This is a genomic window from Shewanella sp. S1-49-MNA-CIBAN-0167, assembly GCF_040310145.1.
In the GTDB taxonomy this organism is placed as follows: Bacteria; Pseudomonadota; Gammaproteobacteria; order Enterobacterales; family Shewanellaceae; genus Shewanella; species Shewanella psychromarinicola.
This window is the reverse complement of record NZ_JBEOPO010000180.1, coordinates 1-298: the sequence shown is the minus strand read 5'-3', so window position 1 is coordinate 298 and position 298 is coordinate 1. Positions and strand designations below refer to the sequence as shown.

General features: G+C 45.6%; 2 tRNA genes. Both read right to left on the bottom strand.

Annotation, left to right across the window (positions count from 1 at the left end):
* Positions 1–4: 4 nt before the first annotated feature.
* Positions 5–80, bottom strand: a tRNA-Glu gene (locus tag AAEZ00_RS20915).
* 118 nt (positions 81–198) lie between these two features.
* Positions 199–274, bottom strand: a tRNA-Glu gene (locus AAEZ00_RS20910).
* Positions 275–298: the final 24 nt, after the last annotated feature.

Genomic DNA, 298 nt, shown 5'->3' with positions numbered 1-298 from the left:
AATATGGTATCCCATAGGGGATTCGAACCCCTGTTACCGCCGTGAAAGGGCGGTGTCCTAGGCCTCTAGACGAATGGGACACAGTTGATACGTTATACTCTGTACCGAGTGAATACTCATCAATGTCTGTAGGCTAAACATCAACGCTTTATAGATCATCAAACAACTCTTTCGAATTATGTTCAACCATCTTAAATATGGTATCCCATAGGGGATTCGAACCCCTGTTACCGCCGTGAAAGGGCGGTGTCCTAGGCCTCTAGACGAATGGGACACAGTTGATACGTTAAACTCTGTA